We start from the raw sequence: 24,126 nt of genomic DNA on the forward strand, positions 1-24,126 counted from the left end.
TACAACATTACTGCAGCGACGCGCTCGACACGATGTTATAATTTCACCCTCGTCTCGCTGGAGAAACGGATTGGCATGAAAGTAAAATACCTAATCTATTTTTTCACTTTTGCCCTAACGTTCTCTTTTGCCATATTTATTTCCGATGGGCTGATCGAGGCGCATGACAGCTATCTTCAGAGCCAGGAAAACCTGTATAAAACCCATCGCGCCAAAGAAGTGTCCGCAGCCTTTCAGGCCGCGCTGCGTGCACACCGTTCAAAAAGATTAAGCCTGGTGAATAAAGAGATTACCGCAGACCAATGGCAACACGATGATGCTCAGGCACGCCAAAAAATAGCGATCGTCAAATCACATATCGACAGCGAGATCTCTCAACGGCTGGGGATTCAGCAGAAATTCGCCCTGCTCTCTATGGTCAACCTGATGGAGAAATTGTTGGATAACGACTCCCGCCAGATATCGCTGATCAATGAAGCCAACACCAATTTATTCAATATCAACAGCGCCTATTATATCGTCCAGGCTACCAAAACCTTTTATCGCTATACCTATGATACCCGGATGATCACCGCCGATTCCTTTCTGTTTCTGGAAGCGATCCGTCTCAATAATCGGCTGAATATGACCCTGGCCGAATTGCTGGATCAGATTATTGACATTAACCTGGGTGGGCAGGAGCATAAAACCCTTTACCTGAAGGCGATCCAACTCACCGGCGCTCTTAATGCCCTTAACACCCGCTTGGTGTTTATGAAACTGGCCTACGGCGATGCGCAAATTTCAGCCGCCGTGGATGATATTCTGGAAAAGATCTCCAGCGATCGGGTTAACCGTATTTCGGAAGATTTGCATCAGGCCATTACTCATAACACCGACTATAACTCAGGCGTTATCTACCAGTATATCAAAGAGCTGAGCCAACTTTCTCAACTGCTATATCAGCGTAGTTTTGAACTGGAAATTGCCGCCTCTGAAGCCAAAATGCACCACAGCCAGGCCGCTATTTACGGCATGATTTCGCTCGGTTGGCTGATCGTATTGTTTGTGTTGTTACCTTCGCTGATATTCTGTTCAAATATCAGCCGTTGGCTAACCAAGACCCATAACAATATTCTGCGCCTGTCACGAGGTGAAATGAATATTGATAACAACGAGGCGTTTTATAGCAAAGAACTGATCGCCATCAGCAATGCCATCACACAGCTCAAACAATATCATCAGGAAAAAATTGCGCTGGAAAATGAAAAACATCAGCTGATAAAAGAGCTGGAAACCTCATCTTTCTTCGATCCGTTAACCAACATTTATAACCGTCGCAAATTCTTCCTCGAATGTGAGCAGTTGGCCACCAACAGTTATCCGCACGTTTTTTGCCTGCTTGATGTCGATAACTTCAAGCGGCTCAACGATACCTATGGCCACGACGTCGGCGACCAAGTACTCGTGATGTTCGCACAATTGCTGCGCAACACTTTCCGTTCCAGTGATATCTTCTGCCGCTACGGTGGAGAAGAATTCGCGGTGCTGCTCAACCACTGTACGTTAGAAAACGCCCGCAGCATCATGGATAATCTGCGGGAGCAAACCTGTCAACTCAGCCTGGCGCTGGACAATGGCAAAACAGTGCGCTTTACCACCAGTTGTGGCATCGCAACGGTCAACCACTTCCAAGAACTGCATCCGGCCATCAAGCAGGCCGACGAAGCGCTGTATTTCTGTAAAAAGAGCGGCAAAAACAAGGTCAGCATCTATACCCAAAATAATTCGAGTTGCTTGTAGGCGGCAACTGAATGAATCCCTAGGAGCTTACTCAAGTAAGTGACTAGGGTGAGTGAAGGCAGCCAACACCCAAGCAACTTGAAGTATGAAGGGTATACACGCCAAACGGGTTTATCTGAATCAGTGTTTAAAATAATTAACATTATAATTTTTATCATTAAATAAACTAAACAGCCCAGCTTATTGGATTATCTGACTTTTCTTGCCGACAGCGCTGCCTCAATCCCATAAAGGCACGTTTAATCCTCGACCCGTTCCCGCCATTTGTGGTGTGATGAGGCTTCAATAACAGGATAATCCGGGTATACTCCCCCCACTTTTACGATAGTACCCAACGTATTTGCCGTTGCCGCGAGATGGCAGCGTCAAATAAGACAGGGATATCCGGATTTGGACACGCGCCTGAAGAGGATGCTGTTACGCGCTATGACTCTATACGCCTCCCCGATTTTAACCTCACTGCTTGATACTGATGCCTACAAGCTTCATATGCAGCAAGCAGTGTTCCACCGCTACCCCGCCATTACCGTTGCGGCGGAGTTCCGTTGCCGTGGCGACGAGTTGCTGGGTGACTATGCCGACGAGATCCGCGCGCAGGTTGCCATGATGAGTCAGTTGGCACTGACCGAGGGCGAGTTTCAGTACCTTTCCGGTTTGCCGTTCTTTCAGCAAGATTACCTGAACTGGCTACGTGACTTCCGTTATGACCCCCAACAGGTCACCATCGATAATCGCGACGGCAAGCTGCAGATCCGCATCGCCGGGCCATGGCTCGAAGTGATTATGTGGGAAGTGCCGCTGCTCGCCGTGATCAGTGAAGTGGTGCATCGCCACCACTCGCCACAAGTGACGCCAGAAATGGCCGTGAGCCAGTTGCGCAGTAAGCTGGCACAGTTCAAACAGATGGCCGGGGATATTGATATCTCCCGCTTCAAGCTGATGGACTTCGGCACCCGCCGCCGTTTCTCCTGCGGCGTGCAGCAGGCCGTCGTCAGCACGCTGAAAAGTGAATTCCCCTATCTGGTCGGCACCAGTAACTACGATCTGGCTCATCGGTTGGCTTTGACGCCGGTCGGAACTCAAGCCCATGAATGGTTCCAGGCCCACCAGCAGATCAGCCCGGAGCTTGCCAACAGCCAGCGCGCAGCGTTACAGGCTTGGCTGGATGAATATCCCGAGCAGTTGGGCATTGCGCTCACCGACTGTATTACCATGGATGCCTTCCTGCGCGACTTCGGCCCGCAGTTTGCCCAACCTTATCAAGGGTTGCGTCATGACTCTGGCGATCCGTTTGCCTGGGGCGAGAAAGCTATCGCTCACTATCAGGCATTGGGACTCGATCCCATGAGCAAGACGCTAGTGTTTTCAGACAATCTGGATCTCGACAAAGCCCTGGCTCTTTACCGCCACTTTGATCGGCGCATCAACCTGGTCTTTGGCATCGGGACTCGCCTGACCTGTGATATTCCCGGCGTCAAGCCGCTGAATATTGTGATCAAGCTGGTTGAATGCAAGGGCAAACCGGTGGCGAAACTTTCTGATAGCCCAGGCAAAACCATCTGCCAGGATCAAGCGTTCGTGAAAGCCTTGCGCAAAGCCTTCGCGCTGCCGCTGGTGAAGAAGGCCAGTTGATGATGTAAGCCGGTTGAATCCTTGCAGCCGGCTTTTCTTTTTCTTCCTTTATATAGCAACAAAATTCCCGCCTCGTTTACCCGCCCACAAGAAATGTTGCGCCATTCTGATGATTTCTACTTGTGCTCTGCAACGCGGCAAGTAACATAGCATTATCCCCAAATTCTTGGGTTGTTAGCCGTTCCTGAACCAAAACTTATAAAGAGAGAAATCTATGAGCGTAGTGCCTGTAGTCGACGTACTGCAAGGTCGTGCTGCGGTTGACAGTGAAGTCACCGTGCGCGGTTGGGTACGTACCCGGAGAGATTCTAAAGCTGGTATCTCCTTCCTCGCCGTTTATGACGGCTCCTGCTTTGATCCGTTACAGGCCGTTGTTAATCATTCTCTGCCGAATTATCAGGATGAGGTTCTGCATCTGACCACCGGCTGTTCCGTTGAAGTGACCGGGAATGTGGTTGCCTCTCCTGGCGAGGGCCAGAGCTTTGAACTGCAGGCAACGGCGGTTAAGGTGGTAGGCTGGGTTGACGATCCCGATACCTATCCTATGGCGGCCAAGCGTCACAGCATTGAATACCTGCGTGAAGTAGCTCACCTGCGCCCACGCACCAATCTGATCGGGGCCGTTGCCCGCGTTCGTCACACTCTGGCGCAGGCGATTCACCGTTTCTTCCATGAAAATGGTTATTTCTGGGTATCGACCCCGCTGATCACCGCTTCTGATACCGAGGGGGCCGGTGAAATGTTCCGCGTATCCACGCTGGATATGGAGAACCTGCCACGCACCGACAAAGGCGCGGTCGACTTCAGCCAGGATTTCTTTGGCAAAGAAGCTTTCTTGACCGTTTCTGGTCAGTTGAACGGCGAAACCTATGCCTGTGCGTTGTCAAAAATTTACACCTTTGGCCCAACCTTCCGTGCCGAAAACTCCAACACCAGCCGCCATCTGGCTGAGTTCTGGATGATCGAACCCGAAGTGGCATACGCTACCCTGGATGACGTCGCAGGTCTGGCCGAAAGCATGTTGAAGTATGTCTTCCAGGCAGTGCTTGATGAACGTGCTGACGATATGCAATTCTTCGCAGAACGTGTAGATAAAGACGCCGTTGATCGCCTGAAACGCTTTGTTTCTTCCGACTTCGCCCAAGTGGATTACACAGAAGCGGTTGAAATTCTGATCGCCTCTGGCCAAACCTTCGAGAACCCGGTTTCCTGGGGGATCGATCTTTCTTCTGAGCACGAACGCTATCTGGCCGAGAAGCACTTCAAAGCGCCAGTGGTAGTGAAGAACTACCCGAAAGATATCAAAGCATTCTATATGCGCATGAATGAAGATGGTAAGACCGTTGCGGCGATGGACGTTCTGGCACCGGGGATTGGTGAGATCATTGGTGGTTCACAGCGTGAAGAGCGCCTCGATGTGCTGGATCAGCGCCTGGAGGAAATGGGGCTGAATAAAGAAGATTACTGGTGGTACCGCGATCTGCGTCGCTACGGTACCGTGCCGCACTCGGGTTTTGGCTTGGGTTTTGAGCGTTTAATCGCTTATGTCACCGGTGTGCAAAACGTACGTGACGTAATCCCATTCCCTCGCACGCCACGTAACGCCAGCTTCTAGCGAGAGCTCGCGAACACTTTTCAACCTATTTCTGTACAATTTTAAGGCCAGCACTGCTGGCCTTTTGTATTTCTTATCATTGATCCAGGTCACAAAGTTCCCTATAATTTACATTTTGTAACACATACTTTCTTTTTGAAACCAGATTGCGACATTAGTAGCATTTTCGTTCTAGATTAACCCGCCCGTGAATGGAACACTGCGTTCAGACACAGGACGACACCAAACTATCAACAATAGTTCCAAAAGAATTATTGGCGGCAGTGGCAAGGTGTCCGAATAACACCAATGAGGTAATAATGATGAAGCGCAACATTCTTGCAGTAGTAATCCCAGCTCTGTTAGCAGCTGGTGCAGCAAACGCAGCAGAAATCTACAACAAAGATGGCAACAAGCTGGACCTGTATGGTAAAGCTGCTGGCTTGCACTATTTCTCTAGTAACAAAGGCGATGACGGTGACAAGTCCTATGCTCGTCTTGGCTTCAAAGGTGAAACCCAGATCAATAGCGAACTGACCGGTTACGGCCAGTGGGAATATAACTTCTCAGCTAAGAACACCGAAGGTGGTTCTGATGCACAAAATGGCAACAAAACCCGTCTGGGCTTTGCTGGTCTGAAGTTTGCTGACTACGGTTCGTTCGACTACGGCCGTAACTATGGCGTGGTTTATGACGTTGAAGGTTGGACCGATATGCTGCCTGAGTTTGGTGGCGATACCTACACCAACACTGATAACTTTATGAATCAGCGTGCAACTGGTGTAGCAACCTACCGTAACAAGAACTTCTTCGGTATGGTTGATGGCTGGGACTTCGCGCTGCAGTATCAGGGTAAAAACGATCGTAGCGACGTTACCAGAGCTAACGGTGACGGCGTAGGCGTTTCTACCACTTATGCAATCATGGATACCGGTGTGAGCGTCGGTGCTGCCTACTCTTCTTCCAATCGTACTCTTGAGCAGAAAACCAGCTCTGCTCGTGGCGATAAAGCTGAAGTATGGACCTTGGGTGCCAAGTACGATGCCAATAACGTGTACTTTGCTACCATGTATGCAGAAACTCATAACATGACCCCATACGGCGACGGTCGGATCGCTGATAAGACCCGTAACTATGAAGTGGTTGCACAGTACCAGTTCGATTTTGGTCTGCGTCCTTCTATTGCTTACCTGCAATCTAAAGGTAAAGACCTGAACACCCCTTACGGCAACAACAAAGACCTGGTTAAGTATGTTGATATCGGTGCTACTTACTACTTCAACAAAAACATGTCTACCTATGTTGATTACAAAATCAACTTGCTGAACGACAATGACTCTGCGTTCTACAATGCTAACGGTATCGCTACCGACAACATCGTAGCTACCGGTCTGGTTTACCAGTTCTAAGTTGTTACGCTTAATGGCAGTTCGCTGCCAGATAAGTTAAAAAACAGGGCTTCGGCCCTGTTTTTGTTTGATTACTTAGCCGTTTTTTATCCTACTAATGCCCCCTTCTCCGTCATTTTTTGTGCTGAATCTGCCGCCATCACAAGATCGATGTGTTTTTCTCGCAAACGGTTGGCAAAGGCGATAACTGGCGCTACCCTGATGCTTCTGTCTGCTTAACTCTAGGCCATGGAAGCAATCTGACATGTTTGAAAAAATCACCGCAGCACCTGCCGATCCAATTCTGGGTCTGACCGATATTTTCCGCGCGGACGCCCGTCCGAACAAAATCAACTTAGGGATTGGCGTCTATAAAGACGAAACCGGTAAGACGCCGGTACTGACCAGCGTGAAGAAGGCTGAGCAATACCTGCTGGAAAATGAAACCACCAAAAACTACCTTGGCATTGAGGGTATCCCTGCGTTTGCTAGCTGCACGCAAGAGTTATTGTTCGGCAAACAAAGCCCAATCATTGCCAACAAGCGTGCGCGCACCGCGCAAACACCTGGTGGTACCGGCGGCCTGCGTGTAGCAGCAGACTTTATTGCCAACCAAACCAGCGCCAAGCGTATCTGGATCAGTAACCCAACCTGGCCTAACCACAAAAATGTGTTCGGCGCAGTTGGCCTGGAAGTGTTGGAATATGACTATTACGATGCCGCCAACCATGCATTGGACTTTGATGGCTTGCTCAATAGCCTGAAACAGGCTGAGGCTGGCGATGTGGTGTTATTCCACGGCTGCTGCCATAACCCAACCGGCATCGACCCAACCGAAGCACAATGGACCCAGTTGGCTGAGCTTTCCGCCGCCAAGGGCTGGTTACCCCTGTTCGACTTTGCCTATCAGGGTTTTGCCAAAGGTTTAGACGAAGATGCTCAAGGCCTGCGCATTTTTGCAGCCAAGCATCAGGAACTGATTGTTGCCAGTTCTTACTCGAAGAACTTCGGCCTTTACAACGAACGCGTTGGTGCTTGTACGGTGGTTGCTGCCGATGCTGAAACCGCCGATCGTGCATTCAGTCAGGTTAAAGCCGCAATCCGCGCCAACTACTCTAACCCACCGTCGCACGGTGCCGCCGTAGTTGCCACTATTCTGGGTAACGAAGCACTGCGCGCCACTTGGGAGCAGGAACTGACGGACATGCGCCAACGCATTCACCGTATGCGCCAGTTGTTCGTGAATACCTTGCGGGAGAAAGGGGCAAAGCAAGATTTCAGCTTTATCATCAACCAAAATGGCATGTTCTCTTTCAGCGGGCTGACCAAAGAGCAGGTTCTCCGCTTGCGCGACGAGTTTGGTGTTTATGCCGTTAACTCTGGCCGCGTTAACGTGGCTGGCATGACGCCAGACAATATGGCACCACTGTGCGAAGCCATCGTCGCGGTGTTGTAAGCTGAAAATTCAGCATTGAAAAGGGGCGCACTGCGCCCCTTTGCTCTTCTTGTCTTACCGGGAGATCGTCCGGTCACCAGACTGCTGGTTCTTCCCGCAGGAAAGGGTTGGTTTGGCGTTCTTTCCCAAAGGTGGACATCGGTCCATGCCCTGGAATAAACGCCACATCATCACCCTGCGGTAATAGTTTGGTGCGAATCGAAGCAATCAGCGTTTGATGATCGCCGCGAGGGAAATCGCTCCGGCCCACACCACCACAGAACAGCACGTCACCAACCAATGCCAAACGTGCCTTCTCATTGATAAAAACGACGTGCCCAGGCGTGTGACCAGGGCAATGCAGCACCCTCAATGACATCTCACCCACCTGCACAGCCTCCCCTTCCTCCAGCCATTGCGCTGGCGTAAAGGGGGCACATTCTGCCAGGCCAAACATACGGCTCTGAGCAGGCAAACCCTCAAGCCAGAAAGCATCTTCTTTATGCGGCCCCAAAATCGGCACCTGATAATATTCAGCTAATTCAGCCGCCGCACCAACGTGATCAAGATGGCCATGCGTCAGCAGAATCTGGCTAATCCTGACGCCTTTCTTTGCTACTTCGGCTTTCAATTTTTCAGGCTCACCACCAGGGTCAACCAGGGCTGCCTGCTGTGTTTTATCACACCAGATCAGAGTACAGTTTTGGCTGAACGCCGTAACGGGGATAATGTGGTATTTCATAAAGCTCCAACGACAAAAGCGCCATACCCGATAAAGGTTGGCGCTATTCACTCATGGTGCACAGTGTTACCAGGTCCGCACCGGGCCGGTATCAATGTGTACAAAGTTGCTACGCGGATAATACCCTACGCCGCCAGCGCGCATCTTTAATGCCGCTTTGCGGATGTTACTCAGCTGGATACCTTCAATATGGAAATCCATCGCCTGCCCTTTGGTATGGTAGCTCTGTTTAGCCACACCACGGCTGTGCTCACGCATTTCATTATTGGTTGATGAGGAACGGTAACCCGAAATCAATTGAATCGGCTTGTTCGTTCCCAGCAAGCCCTGGAGGCGATAGAGATGATCAAACAACTGAGGATCGATCGTTTTGACCTTATTGGCACGATAATCACGGAAAATATGGTTCAACCGCGCTAACTCTTCCCGGTTGTAACCTTTGCCGTTGAAAAACTCGGCCTTGATGGATTCACCGGTATTCAAGTTATTGAGCACCAGAATACGTGGGCGAGCAGTAGAAAGGCTGGCAAAGGCTTGCCCAGGGAGCAAAGCTATGCCCATAGCCACACTACCTAGCGTTAACCATTTACGGCGATGATGATCAATGTTGTCCATGACTCTTTTAAACTCGGCAAGAATGTCAAAATAAATGCACAAAGCTGCGCACAGCCCGAACCATAACCGCCAGCGTATACGGAGTCAACCCGATATAGGCTTAGGTTTACAAGCACTCACAAAAAGAGTGCTTGTGGATCACCAGACATTCAGACCGTCATTTCCTTAGAATTACTGCATTTATTGCATCAATTTTTCTGCCTGAGCCAAAATTTGTGCGCCCGATCTCACCGTCACATCATAATTGTAAATATCTGTACGGAACTGCGGTTTACCGTCATCAGCAACCCACGCAGTCAGATAATACAGCTGGACCGGGATATGCTGACGAATGTTTACGTAGGTGGTATTCCCCGCCTTCAGCGTGGAAGAGACACGCGTGTTATTCCAACCAGCGTCCTGCAGTAGCATGTTCGCCAGATCAGACGCTTTATTCACCCGCACACAACCCGAGCTTAAAGCCCGAATATCTTTCTGGAACAAGCCGTGGTTAGGGGTATCGTGCAGATAGATCGCTTCTGAACTTGGCATATTGAATTTGAAACGCCCCAGTGAATTACTGGCCCCCGGCGCCTGTTGGATGCGGTAAGGGAAATTGCGCGGCGAAATTACGCTCCAATCAATCATTGACGGATCGATGGCCTCGGACTCATTGCTCCAACCAGAGAACACCCGATAGCCATGCTTCTGGAAATAAGCCGCGTCATGCATCGCTTTAGGCGCAATATCTTCACGGATCAGCTTAGTTGGCACGTTCCACGGCGGGTTGACCACCACATTATTCAGCGCACTGCTCATTAATGGCGTTTTACGGCTTGGGCGGCCAACAATCACCCGTGAAGACAACACTTCATTGCCGTTCAGGTAATAGATCAGTGAGTAATTCGGAATGTTGACCATAATGCCGGTATCAACATGCCCGGGCAGAATACGCAGACGCTGAATGTTCAACGCCAGCAAAGAAGCACGCATTTGCGGTGAGACGTTCAGCCATTCGCGTGTCCGAGCACCAATAACACCGTCTGGCGTCAGCCCTTGCCATATCTGGAAACGTTTAACCGCTTCCACTAAATCGTCGGTATAACGATTATCCCTCACCGAAACCGGGCTGACGGGTTGATGCACCGCTGGAGCTTCGGGAGCGGAAGCAAGATCTTTGATCGGTGCCGCTGCCGGGCTGACTACCGCCCCAGCCGTGCTGCGATTTTTCTCTTCATCGACCGACAGATCGTCCTCCACTACCGGTGCCGTTACGGCCGCCTGGGTCGCGGCGGGCTCCTGCGAGTGCGGCGTAGCTATCGGCGCAGCCGTTAACATACCAGTACGCGTAAGAATTTCTCGCAATGCCGGAATATCATCACTGAGCTGGCCAGGGCGCAAACTTGCCCCATTCGCCATTTGTGGCCAAGGCCGGCTATCTGCTAACAGATCGCGCAGCGCTTGATGCATTTTTTCATACTGCGGATGCTGAGGTGCCAGCGAATGGATATACGCCAGGGTTTTGCCCTGCTGTAACGCCAACTGCCACTGGTTGATGACGGTATTCGCCGGCAGGCTCAGCTTGTAAGGGACATTGCTGTACAGCCAGTTGTTACCATTTACCCCGATTGACGAAACAAACTGCAGATAGCCCAGCATGGCATCAGACAGCACAATATCGCGAGCCATGTTCGTGATCGCTGGATCGGTGAGCAATTTCACCCATTGGGTAAACTGTGGCTGTACCCCGGAAATGGCAAGTTCAGCAAGCTGTTGCTGGAACTGTAATACTGTTTCGCGGTCCTGCCACATTGGCTGCATCTGGTTAGATGCATACAGTTGGGCCAGGGTAGGAAGATAATGCGGCATCACGCCTTTAGGCAGTGCCGCCAATATTTCACTGCGGCTTTGCGCAGCAGACATACCGGATGGCATCGCTGACGGAAACGCCTGCACGGCAGCCCATGCGGGTAACGACATGGCAAAACCACACGCAATTGCGCAACTCAATGCCAGACGTCGTACTGAGTTTCCTTTTTTAAGCAACATCCCTTGCCCCCTGTATGCTCACAAAAAAAATACAACAAAGATTATTTGTCCCCTGACAACGTCAAGCAGCCAATGCGTTTGCACTCCTGCAACTCGACCTATTGGAGGGACATTAGTTTCATTATACAAACAGAACGGCCTGTTTGCTCTCGGCACCGCAGAATTACTGTTAGCCACTTGGCTTTATCGGTAAAAAAAACCCACCTATCATCCTCGCAGCGCAAAAAAATAGCCACCTAAAGGTGACTATTTTCAGACTTTTAAGGTGCTTTTACTCAAGTTTGAGACGTTTCTGCTACCGTCTGGGCCAATGCTGGCTGTTCCGGCGCAAAGCCACGCAAACCAACCACGTGCACATGTTCATGATTTTGAAACACTTTGCGTACCAGTTTATAGGTAGTGCCTTTTTCCGGGCTGATATTCTCCGGTGCAGCAATGATCAACTGCATTTCCAAACGATCGCACAGCTCAAACAGGGTAGCGATAGATTTAGCATCCAGGCGCGCCGCTTCATCCAGGAATAGCAGGCGGCAAGGCGAGATATCTTTACCGCGCAGACGGCGTGACTCTTCTTCCCAACTCTGCACCACCATCACCAGAATCGACATACCGGTACCGATCGCTTCCCCGGTGGACAAGGCACCACTTTCCGCACGTAACCAACCGTCGGAACCACGGAAGACTTCCACTTCCAACTCCAGGTAGTTACGGTAATCCAGCAGTTCTTCACCAATGGTCTGCGGCGTACGCTGCCCCATATCGATCTGCGGATTCAGACGCTGATACAGTTTTGCCAAGGCCTCCGAGAAGGTCAGGCGGTTGCTGTTGAACAGATCCTGATGCTGTTCCTGCTGCTCAGACAGCACGGTCAGTAAGGTGGCATGGGCTTCGCGCACGTTGACGTTCAAACGCACGCTCTTAACCTGGCCGAAAGACACCGCCTGCAACCCCTGGTTGAGCATGCGAATGCGGTTCTGCTCACGCTGGATAGTCTTACGGATGATATTGGCCACGCTCTTCGAACTGATCGCCAGCTTCTGTTCACGCGCGGTTAGTTCTTCCGTCAGGCGACCCAACTCAATTTCCATCTGTTCAATGGCTTCGACCGGATCGTCAGTGCGGATAATATCCTGGCGGATACGCTCGCGCAGGTGCTGATAAACCGCGATGTAGAACTGGATTTTGCGCTCAGGCCGTTTAGGATCCTCCGACAGGCGCAATACGTCGCGCAAGTGCTCATTATCCGCCACCGCCAAACGCAGCGCCCCCAGTGCCTTATCCGACATGGAACGCAGCTCATCAGCGTCCATATAGGCCAATTCACGGCGATGCAGGCGACGTTCAACACCGTTGTCTTTCACCAGGCGCATCACCGCACACCAACCTGCCTTCGCGGTCACCACCTGCTCACGCAGTTGGTAATAATCACGCTCCAGCTTGCGCAGTTTTTTCTGCAAGCCGTCCATTTCCGCTTCACAGAAGGTCAGTTGCTTTTCCAACTGATTACGGCGTGTGCGATTGGTGCTCAGCGCCGCATGCAGTTCATCACGGCGCTGGCGTGCACGCGCTTCGGCATTGGCATCCGCCTGCACCCCGATATCCACCAGTTCCTGACTCAGCTCTTTCAACATGTCGCGTTTGGCATCATAGGAACTTTTCAGCGATGCCAACACTTGGCTGTACTGGGTAAACTGGGTCTGATACTGGCGCAATTGCTCACGGGCGCGGGTTCGCTCCGCTTCCGCATGTTCCAGCCGTTGGCGCAGTTTATCATTGAGATCGTTGTTGGCGTTCTGCATACCGGCGGAGTCGGTATAGCTGAAGTGCGCGCGGCGCTGTACCACTTCGGTCAACGCAAAGGCTTGCTGCTTGGCCTGACGCTGCGTTGCCTGCGCCTGCGCGTAATCCAGTTGCAGTTGTTCATGCTGTTCTGGATCGCTTTGCAGCACTGATAGCAGCGGCTCAAGTTTGGCCAGCGAAGCCCCATGCTGTTGGATATAACGCGCGGCATCCTGCGCTTCTTCCAGCTCTTCGCGGATCTCTTCAACGCGATCCAGCAACGTATCGTCATTCAGCAGCGAAACCAGCGGCATCAGGCGATTCAGCGCGGAAATGCCCTCTTTCGCCTGTTCATACTGCTGACGCTGCTGCTGATTCTGTGCCTCGTGGTTGTTAAGCGAACGCTCAATCTCACCACGGCGGCCGTTCATGGTGCGGATTTCCGCCTCAGGATCGGCATCAAACGCCACCGCCAGATGGGAACCGATAAAGCGGCTGAAAGCCTGGTGAGAACGCTGGGTTTTCTGTACGTCAAACGACAGCGTGGCGTAACGCTCTGCCAAACTATCGCGTTCGGCATATAATACTTCCAGGCGATTTTCACGCGCCGCACGGCCAAACAACGGCACTTCGGGGTAACGCGAGTAACGCCACTGGCGATCGGCGATCTTCACCACCACCGCTTTTTCATGTTCTTCAACGGCGAATACGCTGTCATCGAACGACTGTGGATCCCCTTCGATCAGGTAGAGATCTTCCGGGCAATCATCAAGCCCTTGCAGCATCTCGCGCACCAGCGACAGATCCGGCACCACGATCGCATGGCGTGACGGACCATACAGCGCGGAGAAATACGGCGCGTCGTCGATGGTCACATCGTCATAAATCTCTGACAGCAGGACGCCGCCGAAACGCTCGGCCAGCGTCACCAGCCGCTGATCTTCGGCACCACTTGGCTGGCTGAGGCGTTCAATTTGCGCCTCAATCTCACGTTTGCGCGCAGCCACTTCGTCGCGCTCAACGGTAGTTTCACGTTCGCGCTCCAGCAATTGCTGCATGTATTCGGTGACTTGCTGACCATCTGCGAAGGTTTCGCCACTTTGCTCGCTGAGTTGGCTCAGGGCATCCTGTGCACCCAACCAGATTGGTGCACGGGCGGTCAGCTCTTTGATACGCTGTTGGATTTGCTCCAGTTCTTGGCGCATTTCCATCCGGCGCTCACCGGCTTCGCTGACGCTTTGTGACAGCGATTCCAGGCGTTCTTCCAGCTCTTGCTGCACGGCATCGAGTTCGTCTGGCTGATATTCCTGCCCATGGCGCTTACAGAATTCCTGTAGCAAACGCTCGGCATCCTGTTGTGAACGCAGGCGTTGTTCCAGTTCGTTCAAACGCATACGCAGCGGCTGCACACGTTCAGCCTGGTGCTGCTGTGATGGCCAATCGCGCAACAGCTCACGGGCGGTTTGCCAGGCTTCACTGCGGCTCACTTCACCGGCAATTTTCCCCACCAGTTGATAGGCTTGTTCGAACTGGCTGTGGGCGGCATCCGCCACGCTCAGTTTCTGCTCCAGCAGCAGCAGGGCTTCAGTGGCTTCCTGCTCGCGCGCCTGGAAGGTCTCCAGCCACTCTTCCGCGTTTTCGGCGGTCAGTTCCGGCACCAGGCACAGCGCACGGGCGCGCTCCAGCGCCTGCAATGCCTGCTGGTATTGGATCGCACGGGTCTGCTGCACGTCCAGAGCCTGTTGATAATCGGCAAGCTGGCTTTTCAGCTCATCCACTTCCAACTCGGCAGCTTCGGCTCGTGCTTCATTTTCCGCCTGCTGTTCACCGGCTTCCGCCACCACTTCATTCTGTTCTTCCAGGCGGTAGGTCAGCTCTTCCAGATCGGCTTCATAGCGCTCGATCTTTTCCTGCTGGCGCATCGCCGTCTGCACCAGATTAAGGTGATCGCTGGCTGCCTGATAATCGGTTTCCAGATCAGATTCGGCCCCGCTTTGCTCGGCCAGTTCGCGCGCCATTTCAACATGGCGGAACTGTTCACTGGCCAGTTGTTTGCGGCTGCCCAGCAAATCGCTGCGTAACACCAGCGCGCTATCCAAATGGATACGGCGTTCATTGGCGTGGCGCATATAGTCGGCGGCAACGTAAGATGTCGCCTCAGAGATTAAATGTTTGAACAGATCGCGGTCTGACTGAGTAACGCGGATCGCCTCCAGCGTCATGCGGTTCTCACGCAGCGCAGCTTCCATATCCTGGAACGCTTTGCGTACCCCGCTGTTTTCCGGCAACAGGTAGTCACGCAGAGAGCGGGTAATGGCGCTAGAGATGCCACCATAGAGCGAGGCTTCGATCAGGCGATAAAACTTGCTGCGATCGGCGGAAGAACGCAGGCGTTTCGGGATCACCCCCAGGTCAAACATCAAGGAGTGGTAATCGGTGATGGAGTTGAACTGCTTGAACTGCACCCCTTCCATCTCTTCGACGCGCTCTTTCAGCTCCTGCAACGACAGCACGCGCGCCTGGCGCTCACCCACGGTCTGGGTCAGTAATTCGGTGGGCTGTACCGCCGTCGGCAGGCCCTGAATGGTGAATGGCTTGATATCGACCTTACGATCGCGCCCCGCCACCTGCTGCAGGCGCACCCCCACCAACACACGCTGATGGCGTGAGTTCACCACGTCCAGCGTGGAATAACAGACACCGGCGCGCAGCTTACCGTGCAACCCTTTGTCACGTGAACCACTGGTGGCCCCCGCCTCGGTGGTGTTACGGAAGTGCAGCAACGTCAGATCGGGGATCAGCGCGGTAACGAACGCCGCCATGGTGGTGGATTTACCCGCCCCGTTGCCCCCAGACAGGGTGGTGACCAACTCATCCAGATCAAAGGTTCGAGCGAAGAAACCGTTCCAGTTAACCAGCGTCAGTGAGCGAAATTTACCGCGTTCAATCATTCCTGTTCATCCTCTGCACTGTCTATGGCGTTATCTGTCTGCGCGTCTTCCGCCTCGCTCTCATCATTCAGCGACAGGCTGTTTTCCACCGACATCGCTTCACCGTCACGGATCATCCGCAACTGGGCTTCGCGCGGATCGTCACCGCTGCGCACGTCGGCACCAAAGCGGAATACCGCTTCAGTAATGCGGAACTTGCTGCTGTCGTTACCCATGAAATACACCATGCCGAGGCGGCGCAGGCGGTTCAGCGATGAACGCACTTTTTCATGCAGCTTTTGCCGATCCAAATCCGAACCGGTTGAACGCTGGTTAACGAACTTCAGCAGTTTATTCTCATCTGCCAGGCTCAATAGCTCTTCGTACAGCTCTTGCTGGCTGAAGATGCCTTCGTGCGCCAGGCGCTCCGGGCTGAGGTAGAGATAACACAGGATCTTGCCGACCATCATATCCAGCTCGGAAAGCACCGAGCGCGGGATCAGCGTGGTGGAGCGCGGGCGCAGATAGAAGAAACCTTCCGGCGCGCGAATCAGCTCAACGCTGTAACGGGCATAGAATTCTTCCAGCTCGTCCTGGAAGTCCATTAAGAAAGCGTGGTTGTCCAGCTCATCGATACCGATGTGGCGCCCCGCGCGCAGTTGGCTGTCGAGCGCCGGAAACAGCGTGTTCGACAGTGCCTTGGCCAGCTTGACTGGCATTACTTGTTCAATATTTGTCGATGACATGGGCCTGTACCTTGGCTCCGTAATCATTGATTGCCTGCCACTGTGCTGGCAACCCTGAAAAATCAGCTTCAGCCACACCAAGGCGCACTGCCTGGTCGACCACTATGCGAGCGACGTCGAAGTGACGTGCACGCGGATATTGCGCCAGATAATCGCGCATTACCGCCCCTAAGTTGAGCGGCATTTTCTGCTCTTTATAGACCTGCAGTGCCTGTTCGATCATCGCTGCCAGTTGCTCACGAATTTCGCTGAACTCTTCATATTCCAGATCGGGCGGCAGTTCCCCGGTGACTTCTTCACTGCGCAACGCCAACTCTTCATCGCGCATATCGAACAGACGATCGGCATTAGCGTGGGTCAGCGTCCAAGGGTTGTCGAAGTAGTTTTGCACCGACTGGCGCAAACGCTGGGCGAATACGCGGTTTTTATCCATATCGATGGCGGTACGAATAAATTTGTGAACGTGGCGATCATAACCGATCCACAGATCAATCGCCTGTTGGCCCCAACTGATAATACGGTCCAGCTTGCTTTGCAGGTCAAATACCAGCTTATCGACGAAGCCCAGCTCCATTCCGCCCTGCGTTGCGTCCTGAATGCGCAGCAGATTAGCCTGCAGCTTATCACCTGCGGCTTCCAGCGTATCCTGCAGTTCACGCAAGGTTCCCGAGGTTTCTGACAGCAGCATCTCGCAGCTGGAGATCGCCGCGCGCCAATCCTTGTTCAACAGAGCGGCAATGTCTTCTTTTACGCTCTGCTGCTGTTCATCCATCAGGCGCTGCGTCAGATCGATACTGTCAAAGATCTCAGCCACCGAATACTTCAGGGGAGCAAACACATTGCGGTGCCAGTGGAAATCATCACCGCCCTCTTCGGCGGCATCGGCGGCGCGCTTGAGCTCTTCCGCCACGATAGACAGTTGCATGGAAAGGCGCAGGGTCGAAAACTCACGCTGACGGATGTAATAGTCAGTAATACCGATGCCCAGCGGGGTCAGGCGATAGATGGCATTGCCATCCGCCAGTTCGCTGACAAAACGGTTCAACAGGCGCTGGCGCACCATATCGTTGATCGCATTGTTCGCACGCATGGCGACCGTTTCATGGGTCTGCTCAAAACCTTTACTGACATGGCGAAATGCATCAACCAGCTCACCTTCACTCATCTCACCGTCCAGCCGCTCGCCATTTAACGTGGCAATAGCCAGCAAGAATGCAAGACGCTCAGTGGGGAGCGAAATAGAGAAATCATTTTTCCGTGCCCAGGCAACCAGTTCGGGTACTGTCTGGGAAAATTCACTCATAGTTCGTCCTTCAGGTTTGGTTTATGCGCCATCACGTGAATATAACGCCCCAAACTCACATACGGCTCCTGCCGGCAATAAAGCTGTTCAAGCGCCAGTAACTCTTCAAATTTCTGTGTCTGCAATTGTCTGCTTTGCAGATAGTCATGGAAAACCCTCACGCCGGTTTTCCCTGAAATCTGCATCCCCAGCTGTTCCAACCACGCGTACACCTGGGGCGGGCTATGCGGATATTGTGGCGACAAAGAACGCTTGCGGCGCCTGCGGACCTCGGGATCCACCAGTTGGAAATTCCCCAGCACCACGTTGCGCATTAGAAGGCCGTTAGCATTAAAGAACATCAGCGAAAGCGCTCCTCCCGGCAACAGGCAGTTAAATAACGCCGCCAATGCCGCCTGCGGCTCGGCGATCCATTCCAAAACAGCATGGAACAATATCAGATCAACCGGCTGTTCCAAGTGTTGCCCGATGTCTTGTGCCGAACTTTGTATAAATTGCATGTTCTGGCTCACACCTTTCTGCTCTGCCAACAGGGCAGCGCGTTGGATCATCTCACCAGAAAGATCGCACAACAACACCTGATGTCCTAATTCGGCCAACTGGCAGGCCATATGGCCTTCACCCCCGCCAGCATCCAGAATGCGCAGTGGCCGCTGCGGCAATTTTGCCAGCAGTGCGGTTAGATCCTGCCAAACCACCGCCTGGCGGATTTTCCCCTTGGTCGTGCCGTAAATATTACGCGCAAACTTCTCCGCAATATCGTCAAAATTGCGATCCTGCATGGACAACGGCTCCGCTGATTTCATCTTGGCCTGAGGCAAGCACTTGCCCATTCAAACCTGCTATTTTGGCACAGACTGGCTTAGAATAAATCTTCTAGCGGCATGATTGCGCCCAGATGTCGTTTTTTCGCCCAAAAGGACCTGATTTTTGATGCTGTTTAACCTGAAAAAGTTCATCGGCAACCTGTTAATGCCGTTACCCGCCTTGCTTTTATTGATGGGATTGGCGCTACTGCTGCTGTGGTTTACCCGTTGGCAAAAAAGCGGCAAAGCTATTTTGAGCCTGAGTTGGCTATTTTTACTGCTCCTAAGCCTGCAGCCGGTAGCCGATCGTTTACTGCGGCCACTCGAATCCACCTACGCGACTTACCGCGGTAGCGATCGGGTTGACTACGTGGTTGTACTGGGCGGCGGTTACACCTTCAACCCAGACTGGGCTCCCAGCTCAAATCTGATCGGCAACAGCCTGCCTCGGGTCACGGAGGGTGTCAGGCTATACCTCTCTCATCCCGGTAGCAAGATGGTGTTTACCGGCGCGCGCGGGGCCAAAACCTTGAGCAATGCCGAAACCGCAGCACGGGTGGCAGAAAGCCTGGGGGTGCCGCACAGCGATATCGTTATTCTGGATCGCCCGTTGGATACGGAACAGGAAGCCGCGCAAGTGGCTAATTTAGTGGGAGAGAAACCATTTATTCTGGTGACCTCTGCCAATCATCTGCCGCGTGCGATGCGCTTCTTCACAGCCCAAGGCTTGCACCCAATCCCGGCACCGGCTAACCAAATGGCGATCAGTTCTCCGCTCAACATTTGGGATCGAGTTATGCCCTCCTCCACGTTCCTTGGCCACAGTGAACGCGCGGTGTATGAAACCCTTGGCAGCCTGTGGCAGCAATTAAAAGGGGATCGTGAAGCAACGCCAGACTCGCAGTAATCAATCGGCAAGCCAGGGCAGCAGCTGTTTGGCCGCCTGATCGAACAACTGGCGATCCAGCTTGCCGGTGTGAATCATCCGGCCCACCGCTTCCCACACCACATACAGCCAGCGGCGCACCAGAAACTGTTCCGCCACCGGTGCGCGTTGCAGGTAGCGGAACAACAATTGATCCGGCATCCCGGCTTCGCACAGCCTGAACAGCTCGTACTCCCGTGGAGCCCACAGCATCATGCCCGGATTGAGCATCGCCAGCAGTTGATCGGTTTTGGCATCTTTCAGCATGCTGCGTAACGAAAGGTTGCCGTGCACCAGCACGCAGGGATCGTCAAAATCGGCAAAAAAATGAGGTAACGCTTCGCGCGTGCGGTAAAGCAAACGACGATCGGCCATGGTAAACAGCGGCGAATTGAGATTACTGAGCGTTGACCACAGCACTTCGACACGCTGCTGATACCAGCAAAACCAGTCGTTTTCCTGTGTGCTGTCTACCGTGCCGACGCAGCCATGGCTATCAATACGATGCCAAGCCAGCACACCATCAATGATCTGGTCCATCAGCATGTCCCAACGATCGGGAGTTCGGGTAGGTGCCTCAACCGAAACGCCGCGCAGGCGCTCAATCAGCAGAATTTCTTTGTAGGAGGATTGGTGGCTGTACACCATGCCATAAACCGTCGGCAGACGGATATCCCCCTCACGTGCCAGCATGGAAAGCTTATAGGCCTCCTGCTGCGCGATCCCCTCACAGACAAAGCTCTTCGCCATCAACGGAATCGCATGATCATGTTGATCATACAGCGAATACATATGTGCATAAGGCTGCTCACTGACACGTTCCAGGCGACTGATTGATTCACCCAGCACCACACTCAATTCAGCACGCAACTGCTCCATTGGGCAAAACCCTCTAGGTTAAGGAAAAGCGCCCTACATCATTGAACGGTGAACGACGAAATTCTTCAACGCAGATCAAAAAAATGAAGATAAAAGGACATAAGATAAAACGGCCAGAGTGATCTGGCCGACAAAATAGCCGCAAAAATCAGTTTTTAATGCTGTCACGCACACGCTGCAGATCTTCGGGAGTATCAACGCCTACGCTCGGAATGGCTTTTGCCACCGCAACGTGGATTTTCTCGCCGTACCACAGCACACGGAGTTGTTCCAGCAGTTCGATCTGCTCAAGCTGGCTGGGCTGCCAACTCACGTAACGACGCACAAACCCGGCTCGGTAGGCATAAATGCCGATATGGCGCAGCAGGCTGTTGCCAATGCTGTCTCTCGATTGGGCAAAACGTTCACGATCCCACGGAATGGTGGCACGCGAGAAATAGAGCGCATAGCCCTGCGCATCCATTACTACCTTGACCGCATTAGGGTTAAACGCCTCTTCCGCGGTTTCGATCGGCACAGCCAGCGTTGCCATGCCAGCCTCGCAAGACGCCAGGTTCTCGGCCACCTGGCGGACGATCACCGGCGGTATCAACGGTTCGTCGCCCTGCACGTTGACGATGATTTGATCGTCGGTAAAGCCACATTTTTCGATCACTTCTGCCAAACGTTCGGTGCCTGAGTGGTGATCGGGGCTGGTCATGCAGACTTCACCGCCTGCGGCTTCCACCGCTTTGGCAACCTCAGGGTGATCGGTGGCAACAATCACGCGAGAAGCACCGGATTCTCGCGCGCGTTCCATCACGTGTACCACCATCGGCTTACCGTGAATATCGGCAAGCGGTTTACCCGGCAAACGGGTGGAAGCGTAACGGGCAGGAATAATAGCGATAAAACTCATGCGTGTTTCTCATCCATTGACAGGGAACGCGCTTCGTTTTCCAGCAACACCGGAATACCATCACGCAGTGGATAAGCCAGACCGTCCACTTTGCAGACCAGTTCCTGGTTTTCTTTATTGAAATAGAGCTTACCGTTGCAGATCGGGCAGGCAACGATTTCGAGTAAACGGTGATCCATGCTTCCTCCAAGGGATATAGGCATCAAGGAAAGTGCGTGAGGATAGCATAACGCTATAGGGCAGGTTAATCACCGCCTGATTTACTAGGCGATGGTTGCATCCGTTATGCCACCTACCAGCCTGTCGCCCATTCCGCTGCCAACGGGGCGGGGATGTCCCCCAGGCTGACCTGTTGCGCGCCATGCCACTTCGCCGTGCGGGTGATGGCCTGCCGGATATCCTGGCAACGCTGTTTATTCAGCTTGGTTTTTGGCTGCAGGTGAAAACTGATAATCTCAAACACGCCCTGCTTGCGGTGCATTTTTGCATCAACCCGGCCAATCAGTTCCCCACGCTGCAACAACGGCAGCGTGAAGTAGCCATACTGGCGCTTTTCTTTTGGCGTGTAACATTCCAGCCGGTAATCAAAGTCAAACAGCTCCAGCGCACGGCGGCGATCCCACACCACGGGATCAAAAGGAGAAAGTAAGCTGGTTACGCTGGACTTCAGTTTTCCTTGTTCAGCCAATGCCAACTCGGCGGCCAACGACTGATGCACATAGAATTCGCCGTCCAGCCCATCGATGTTGACCGGCGAAATTTCCTCTTGCTGTACCAGGGTTTCCAGCAACTTTTTAGGGGTTACACGCTTTAAGCGATAATAATCCGCCAGCCATTCGGCTCTAAAAATGCCCAGATAGCGACAACTACGGCGCAACATTTCCTGCTGCGCTGCGGCCTGTGGTAAAGCGTGGGCATTGTCATCCCAGTCAGGCAGTAACCGTTGGGTAAGATCGTAGACGCGATGAAAGTTACGGCGCTCGGCCACCATCAGCTTGCCGGTGGTGAACAGGATCTCAAGATGACGTTTTTCCGGCTTCCAGTCCCACCAGCCATTAGCGCCTCTCTTTTCGGCCGTAAAATCTGCCGAGCGCACCGGGCCTTGGGCCGCAACGTGTTGCAACAGCGCTTCAATGGCAGCATGGTGTTTGTTCACCCACTCTTGCGAATGCTTCCACCCCATCCCCTGCGGATCCAGCATGCGGTGACGCAGCAACCCGAAATCATCAATGGGGAGGAAACAGGCCTCATGTGCCCAATACTCAAACAGTTGGCGAGCGGCTAAAGCCTGTTCCAACCATTCTGGCTGATAATCACCCAGGCGGCTGAACAGCACCAGATAAGGGCTACGCGCAACGACGCTGATCGTATCGATTTGCAGCAACCCCATACGCTCTATGGCGCTGATCACATCTGCGGGTCTGGCTTTGCGTTTAACGGGGGACAGCAGCCCTTGAGCGGCAAGATGAAGCGCGCGGGCAGAGGAGAGTGGAATAACCGGGGTTGGCATCCTGATATCTCGGGTGATTGAACAATCGCCAGATAATAAAGGATATTAGAGAATTTTTCTTCGCCAGTGCATGGGGGTGGCGGCACCGGCACTGGCGAGGAAGAGGTGGGTCAGAACGCGATAACGTCTGCCGCAGACAGCCCGTGAGAGCTACGATAGATCGAGAACTCGACGTTCTGACCTTCATTTAACGATTTATTCTTGGTATTGGCGATAGCACGGCGGCTAACATAAATTTCGTCACTACCATCAACCGGGGAAATAACACCATAGCCTTCGCTCTGATTAAACCATTTCACACGGCCCATTTTTAACACAGTATTTTTAAACATCATTTAGTTCCTTTCACTTGAGCATCCCTGACAAGGTCATTTTTATTATTGTCTGGATGCTATAAGCCCATCCTAAAGTTTCTCGTAACAAACCTCTCGTGAGCAAAAAAATAAAAAACCCGCACGTTGGCGGGCTTGTTTGAACTCAATATCTTCCGCAATAACTCAGCATACATGCATCGTTATGGTTGTATTTCGTTCTCTATACGTTATTCCCTGTGGATTTACAGAGCAACAACGTTAGCGGCAGCCGGCCCACGCGGGCTGTCCTGAATGGTGTATTCAACACGCTGGCCTTCTGCCAGGGTCTTGAAACCATCGGTCATAATAGCGGAGAAGTGTACGAACACATCTTTACCGCCGTCTTGTTGCTCAATGAAACCAAAACCTTTGCTTTCGTTGAACCACTTAACCTGACCCATCTTCTTAGACATTACTATTACCTTTTAAATATATTTACACAATCTGCCATAAGGCAATTTGGCCGTTTTCAGAATCATTACTTATGGGAGGTACTTAGAAGGTTCGTCTTTGAAGCGGAATCAGATGATAACGTTTTTGCGAGGAACTGCTTAACTCTAAACTCGAACATAAATAGGTCTGCATCACAGGCCGAGTTGCATTTACTCATAAAATCGACCTCAATACAAGAGGTTTGTCACAAAATTTTCTCACCTCCTGCAGATGCTCCCCCCTTCAATTCCCTCATCGGCAAAATCAAATGAGAGCTGACGCATAAAACTCTAATATCGTTAGCCAATCCATAACAAATCCCGATCAAGCTGGCTAAACTTTGGGTGAA

Annotated in this window: 19 protein-coding genes; 6 read left to right on the top strand and 13 right to left on the bottom strand. The window is 52.5% G+C overall.

Annotated elements, in window-relative coordinates; translation table 11 throughout:
- Positions 1-75 precede the first annotated feature (75 nt).
- The 5 genes from BMI79_RS11155 (at position 76) to BMI79_RS11180 (ending at position 7,852) form a co-directional block, all read left to right on the top strand.
- Positions 76-1,782, top strand: a complete 1,707-nt coding sequence (locus BMI79_RS11155; protein ID WP_076942215.1) for a GGDEF domain-containing protein — start codon at positions 76-78, stop codon at positions 1,780-1,782.
- A 426-nt stretch (positions 1,783-2,208) separates the two neighbouring features.
- On the top strand, positions 2,209-3,414 hold the full coding sequence (gene pncB, locus BMI79_RS11165) for a nicotinate phosphoribosyltransferase (RefSeq protein WP_076942370.1): 1,206 nt from the start codon (positions 2,209-2,211) through the stop codon (positions 3,412-3,414).
- A 214-nt stretch (positions 3,415-3,628) separates the two neighbouring features.
- Positions 3,629-5,029, top strand: a complete 1,401-nt coding sequence (gene asnS, locus BMI79_RS11170) for an asparagine--tRNA ligase (protein ID WP_076942217.1) — start codon at positions 3,629-3,631, stop codon at positions 5,027-5,029.
- 299 nt (positions 5,030-5,328) lie between these two features.
- The gene (gene ompC, locus BMI79_RS11175; protein ID WP_279626666.1) at positions 5,329-6,417 is read left to right on the top strand and encodes a porin OmpC; all 1,089 of its coding nucleotides are present in this window, start codon (positions 5,329-5,331) and stop codon (positions 6,415-6,417) included.
- Between the two features lie 244 nt (positions 6,418-6,661).
- A complete protein-coding gene (locus BMI79_RS11180; RefSeq protein WP_076942218.1) occupies positions 6,662-7,852 on the top strand; it encodes an amino acid aminotransferase in 1,191 nt (396 codons plus the stop codon).
- 73 nt (positions 7,853-7,925) lie between these two features.
- Here BMI79_RS11180 and BMI79_RS11185 read toward each other — a convergent pair whose 3' ends face one another.
- The 7 genes from BMI79_RS11185 to cmoM all read right to left on the bottom strand — a co-directional run bounded on the left by BMI79_RS11185 (position 7,926) and on the right by cmoM (position 18,756).
- Positions 7,926-8,573: an MBL fold metallo-hydrolase gene (locus BMI79_RS11185; protein WP_076942219.1), complete on the bottom strand. Its 648-nt coding sequence runs from the start codon at positions 8,571-8,573 to the stop codon at positions 7,926-7,928.
- A 66-nt stretch (positions 8,574-8,639) separates the two neighbouring features.
- On the bottom strand, positions 8,640-9,188 hold the full coding sequence (gene mepK, locus BMI79_RS11190) for a peptidoglycan L,D-endopeptidase MepK (protein WP_076942220.1): 549 nt from the start codon (positions 9,186-9,188) through the stop codon (positions 8,640-8,642).
- A gap of 180 nt (positions 9,189-9,368) precedes the next feature.
- Positions 9,369-11,216, bottom strand: a complete 1,848-nt coding sequence (gene ldtD / locus BMI79_RS11195) for a L,D-transpeptidase (protein ID WP_076942221.1) — start codon at positions 11,214-11,216, stop codon at positions 9,369-9,371.
- Positions 11,217-11,491: 275 nt separating this feature from the next.
- Complete coding sequence (gene mukB, locus BMI79_RS11200) at positions 11,492-15,946, bottom strand: chromosome partition protein MukB (RefSeq protein WP_076942222.1); 4,455 nt, start codon at positions 15,944-15,946, stop codon at positions 11,492-11,494.
- Positions 15,943-16,671: a chromosome partition protein MukE gene (gene mukE, locus BMI79_RS11205; RefSeq protein WP_076942223.1), complete on the bottom strand. Its 729-nt coding sequence runs from the start codon at positions 16,669-16,671 to the stop codon at positions 15,943-15,945. The genes mukB and mukE overlap by 4 nt, the downstream gene beginning before the upstream one ends.
- Positions 16,652-17,974 carry a chromosome partition protein MukF gene (gene mukF, locus BMI79_RS11210; protein ID WP_076942224.1) on the bottom strand — a complete coding sequence of 441 codons (1,323 nt, stop codon included), beginning with the start codon at positions 17,972-17,974 and terminating at the stop codon, positions 16,652-16,654. The genes mukE and mukF overlap by 20 nt, the downstream gene beginning before the upstream one ends.
- Positions 17,971-18,756, bottom strand: a complete 786-nt coding sequence (gene cmoM / locus BMI79_RS11215) for a tRNA uridine 5-oxyacetic acid(34) methyltransferase CmoM (RefSeq protein WP_076942372.1) — start codon at positions 18,754-18,756, stop codon at positions 17,971-17,973. The genes mukF and cmoM overlap by 4 nt, the downstream gene beginning before the upstream one ends.
- A gap of 151 nt (positions 18,757-18,907) precedes the next feature.
- Between cmoM and elyC the strand changes: the two genes are divergently transcribed.
- Entirely contained in the window at positions 18,908-19,687 is a 780-nt protein-coding gene (elyC, locus tag BMI79_RS11220) for an envelope biogenesis factor ElyC (protein ID WP_076942225.1), read from the top strand.
- On the opposite strand, the gene BMI79_RS11225 is transcribed toward elyC, so the two are convergent.
- The 6 genes from BMI79_RS11225 to cspE form a co-directional block, all read right to left on the bottom strand.
- Positions 19,688-20,584, bottom strand: a complete 897-nt coding sequence (locus BMI79_RS11225; protein ID WP_076942226.1) for a YcbJ family phosphotransferase — start codon at positions 20,582-20,584, stop codon at positions 19,688-19,690.
- 148 nt (positions 20,585-20,732) lie between these two features.
- On the bottom strand, positions 20,733-21,482 hold the full coding sequence (gene kdsB / locus BMI79_RS11230) for a 3-deoxy-manno-octulosonate cytidylyltransferase (protein WP_076942227.1): 750 nt from the start codon (positions 21,480-21,482) through the stop codon (positions 20,733-20,735).
- Complete coding sequence (locus BMI79_RS11235) at positions 21,479-21,661, bottom strand: Trm112 family protein (protein WP_076942228.1); 183 nt, start codon at positions 21,659-21,661, stop codon at positions 21,479-21,481. The genes kdsB and BMI79_RS11235 overlap by 4 nt, the downstream gene beginning before the upstream one ends.
- 113 nt (positions 21,662-21,774) lie before the next feature.
- A complete protein-coding gene (locus tag BMI79_RS11240) occupies positions 21,775-22,992 on the bottom strand; it encodes a winged helix-turn-helix domain-containing protein (RefSeq protein WP_076942229.1) in 1,218 nt (405 codons plus the stop codon).
- Positions 22,993-23,102: 110 nt separating this feature from the next.
- The gene (locus BMI79_RS11245) at positions 23,103-23,324 is read right to left on the bottom strand and encodes a cold-shock protein (protein WP_076942230.1); all 222 of its coding nucleotides are present in this window, start codon (positions 23,322-23,324) and stop codon (positions 23,103-23,105) included.
- Positions 23,325-23,548: 224 nt separating this feature from the next.
- On the bottom strand, positions 23,549-23,758 hold the full coding sequence (gene cspE, locus BMI79_RS11250; protein WP_037393997.1) for a transcription antiterminator/RNA stability regulator CspE: 210 nt from the start codon (positions 23,756-23,758) through the stop codon (positions 23,549-23,551).
- Positions 23,759-24,126 lie beyond the last annotated feature (368 nt).

Source organism: Serratia oryzae (assembly GCF_001976145.1).
GTDB classification, from domain to species: Bacteria; Pseudomonadota; Gammaproteobacteria; order Enterobacterales; family Enterobacteriaceae; genus Chania; species Chania oryzae.